The sequence below is a fragment of the Microbacterium sp. C448 genome, assembly GCF_000582705.2.
In the GTDB taxonomy this organism is placed as follows: Bacteria; Actinomycetota; Actinomycetes; order Actinomycetales; family Microbacteriaceae; genus Microbacterium; species Microbacterium lacus_A.
In genome coordinates this window covers 1-3,910 of the sequence record NZ_HG779613.1, presented here as the reverse complement: position 1 = coordinate 3,910, position 3,910 = coordinate 1, and the positions used below count along the sequence as shown (strand labels likewise).

Below are 3,910 nucleotides of genomic sequence, written 5' to 3'. Positions count from 1 at the left end.
CGCCACCCGATTCTGACCCGCGCACCTAGCCAATTTGATGTCATTTTCAGAAGACGACTGCACCAGTTGATTGGGCGTAATGGCTGTTGTGCAGCCAGCTCCTGACAGTTCAATATCAGAAGTGATCTGCACCAATCTCGACTATGCTCAATACTCGTGTGCACCAAAGCGAGGTGAGCATGGCGACGGACACCCCACGGATTCCAGAACAAGGCGTGGCCACTCTGCCTGATGAGGCTTGGGAGCGTGCGCGCCGTCGTGCGGAGATCATCAGTCCGTTGGCGCAGTCGGAGACGGTCGGGCACGAAGCGGCCGATATGGCGGCTCAGGCGCTGGGCTTGTCTCGGCGCCAGGTATACGTTCTGATCCGGCGTGCCCGGCAAGGCAGCGGCCTCGTGACGGATCTGGTGCCCGGCCAGTCCGGTGGAGGTAAAGGTAAGGGGCGCTTGCCGGAACCGGTCGAGCGCGTCATCCACGAGCTACTGCAAAAGCGGTTCCTGACCAAGCAGAAGCGCAGCCTAGCGGCCTTTCACCGCGAAGTCACTCAGGTGTGCAAGGCTCAAAAACTGCGAGTGCCGGCGCGCAATACCGTGGCCTTACGGATCGCTAGCCTTGACCCGCGCAAGGTCATCCGCCGGCGGGAAGGCCAGGATGCCGCTCGTGACCTACAAGGTGTGGGCGGCGAGCCTCCTGCCGTGACCGCGCCGCTGGAGCAGGTGCAGATAGACCATACGGTCATCGACCTGATCGTGGTCGATGACCGCGACCGGCAACCTATTGGCCGCCCGTACCTGACCCTCGCCATCGACGTGTTCACCCGCTGCGTGCTCGGCATGGTCGTCACGCTGGAAGCGCCGTCTGCCGTTTCGGTTGGCCTGTGCCTCGTGCATGTCGCCTGCGACAAGCGCCCTTGGCTGGAAGGACTGAACGTGGAAATGGATTGGCAGATGAGCGGCAAGCCCTTGCTGCTCTACCTAGACAACGCGGCCGAGTTCAAGAGCGAGGCCCTGCGCCGGGGTTGCGAGCAGCATGGCATCCGGCTGGACTATCGCCCGCTGGGACAGCCGCACTATGGCGGCATCGTGGAACGGATCATCGGCACGGCGATGCAGATGATTCACGACGAACTGCCGGGAACGACCTTCTCCAACCCTGACCAGCGCGGCGACTACGATTCCGAAAACAAGGCCGCCCTGACGCTGCGCGAGCTAGAGCGCTGGCTCACATTGGCGGTCGGCACCTACCACGGTTCGGTGCACAACGGCCTGCTCCAACCGCCGGCCGCGCGCTGGGCCGAGGCCGTGGCGCGTGTCGGCGTACCGGCCGTCGTCACACGCGCTACTTCGTTCCTGGTCGATTTTCTGCCGATCCTCCGGCGCACGCTGACCCGCACCGGCTTTGTCATCGACCACATCCACTACTACGCCGATGCGCTCAAGCCGTGGATTGCGCGGCGTGAACGCTGGCCGTCCTTTCTGATCCGGCGCGATCCGCGCGACATCAGCCGTATCTGGGTCCTGGAACCGGAGGGACAGCATTACCTGGAAATTCCCTACCGTACCTTGTCGCATCCGGCTGTCACCCTCTGGGAACAACGGCAGGCGCTGGCGAAACTGCGGCAGCAAGGGCGCGAACAGGTGGATGAGTCGGCGCTGTTCCGCATGATCGGCCAGATGCGTGAGATTGTGACCAGCGCGCAGAAGGCCACACGCAAGGCGCGGCGTGACGCGGATCGCCGCCAGCACCTCAAGACATCAGCTCGGCCGGACAAGCCCGTTCCGCCGGATACGGATATTGCCGACCCGCAGGCAGACAACTTGCCACCCGCCAAACCGTTCGACCAGATTGAGGAGTGGTAGCCGTGGACGAATATCCCATCATCGACCTGTCCCACCTGCTGCCGGCGGCCCAGGGCTTGGCCCGTCTTCCGGCGGACGAGCGCATCCAGCGCCTTCGCGCCGACCGCTGGATCGGCTATCCGCGCGCAGTCGAGGCGCTGAACCGGCTGGAAGCCCTTTATGCGTGGCCAAACAAGCAACGCATGCCCAACCTGCTGCTGGTTGGCCCGACCAACAATGGCAAGTCGATGATCGTCGAGAAGTTCCGCCGCACCCACCCGGCCAGCTCCGACGCCGACCAGGAGCACATCCCGGTGTTGGTCGTGCAGATGCCGTCCGAGCCGTCCGTGATCCGCTTCTACGTCGCGCTGCTCGCCGCGATGGGCGCGCCGCTGCGCCCACGCCCACGGTTGCCGGAAATGGAGCAACTGGCTCTGGCACTGCTGCGCAAGGTCGGCGTGCGCATGCTGGTGATCGACGAGCTGCACAACGTGCTGGCCGGCAACAGCGTCAACCGCCGGGAATTCCTCAACCTGCTGCGCTTCCTCGGCAACGAACTGCGCATCCCGTTGGTTGGGGTAGGCACGCGCGACGCCTACCTAGCCATCCGCTCCGATGACCAGTTGGAAAATCGCTTCGAGCCGATGATGCTGCCGGTATGGGAGGCCAACGACGATTGCTGCTCACTGCTGGCCAGCTTCGCCGCTTCGCTCCCGCTGCGCCGGCCTTCCCCAATTGCCACGCTGGACATGGCTCGCTACCTGCTCACACGCAGCGAGGGCACCATAGGGGAACTGGCGCACTTGCTGATGGCGGCGGCCATCGTCGCCGTGGAGAGCGGCGAGGAAGCGATCAACCATCGCACACTCAGCATGGCCTGTTGAGTTGCATCTAAAATTGACCCACTTAGGGTAAAGATTTGCGTCGAAATTTGACCCACGTATGACACTGTTTCCCGTCTGGATATGGCGGGAGAAATCAAGGAGTGATAAACGTGGCGATATTGAGCGCAATTCGACGCTGGCATTTTCGCGATGGTGCGTCGATTCGGGAAATAGCCCGACGAAGCGGCCTGTCCAGGAACACCGTTCGCAAGTATTTGCAAAGCAAGGTGGTTGAACCGCAGTACCCAGCGCGAGACAGCGTTGGCAAGTTAAGTCCTTTTGAGCCCAAGTTAAGGCAGTGGCTCTCCACCGAGCACAAAAAGACAAAGAAGCTGCGCAGAAACCTGCGCAGCATGTACCGGGATTTGGTCGCTTTGGGCTTTACCGGGTCTTATGACCGAGTGTGTGCCTTTGCCCGACAGTGGAAAGATTCCGAACAGTTCAAGGCGCAAACCTCGGGCAAGGGTTGTTTCATCCCCTTGCGCTTTGCTTGTGGCGAAGCCTTCCAATTCGATTGGAGTGAGGACTTTGCCCGCATAGCGGGCAAACAGGTCAAACTTCAGATTGCCCAGTTTAAGTTGGCCCACAGCCGGGCCTTTGTGCTTCGGGCTTACTACCAGCAAAAACATGAAATGCTGTTTGATGCCCACTGGCATGCCTTTCAAATCTTCGGTGGCATTCCCAAGCGCGGCATCTACGACAACATGAAGACCGCTGTGGATTCGGTGGGGCGTGGCAAAGAGCGCAGGGTCAATCAGCGGTTCACTGCCATGGTCAGCCACTACCTGTTTGATGCGCAGTTCTGTAATCCAGCATCGGGTTGGGAGAAAGGCCAGATTGAGAAGAACGTGCAGGATTCCCGCCAACGCCTGTGGCAAGGGGCACCAGACTTTCAAAGCCTTGCTGATTTGAATGTGTGGCTTGAGCATCGCTGCAAAGCGCTGTGGTCTGAGCTGCGCCACCCCGAATTGGACCAAACCGTGCAAGAGGCCTTTGCCGATGAACAAGGCGAGTTGATGGCGCTACCCAATGCCTTTGATGCATTCGTGGAGCAAACCAAGCGAGTCACTTCAACCTGCCTTGTTCACCACGAGGGCAATCGCTACAGCGTTCCTGCCAGTTACGCCAACAGGGCCATCAGCCTTCGGATTTATGCAGACTGAAGCGCCCCGAGTTCTCTGCCGCTCC

The 3,910-nt window shown here is 61.0% G+C and carries 2 protein-coding genes and 1 pseudogene; all 3 read left to right on the top strand.

Features of this window, described 5'->3' with window-relative positions; translation table 11 throughout:
- The first annotated feature begins 179 nt into the window (after positions 1-179).
- Complete coding sequence (locus MIC448_RS03005) at positions 180-1,859, top strand: Mu transposase C-terminal domain-containing protein (RefSeq protein WP_000179844.1); 1,680 nt, start codon at positions 180-182, stop codon at positions 1,857-1,859.
- A gap of 2 nt (positions 1,860-1,861) precedes the next feature.
- Positions 1,862-2,722 carry a TniB family NTP-binding protein gene (locus MIC448_RS03000; RefSeq protein WP_000344784.1) on the top strand — a complete coding sequence of 287 codons (861 nt, stop codon included), beginning with the start codon at positions 1,862-1,864 and terminating at the stop codon, positions 2,720-2,722.
- A gap of 101 nt (positions 2,723-2,823) precedes the next feature.
- Positions 2,824-3,882: pseudogene (gene istA, locus MIC448_RS02995) on the top strand (IS21-like element IS1326 family transposase); the annotation flags it as partial.
- Between the last annotated feature and the right edge of the window lie 28 nt (positions 3,883-3,910).

What these genes read in the sequence shown, in the direction of transcription:
- MIC448_RS03005 (WP_000179844.1), top strand. Translation starts at nt 180, where the DNA reads ATGGCGACGGACACCCCACGGATTCCAGAACAAGGCGTGGCCACTCTG.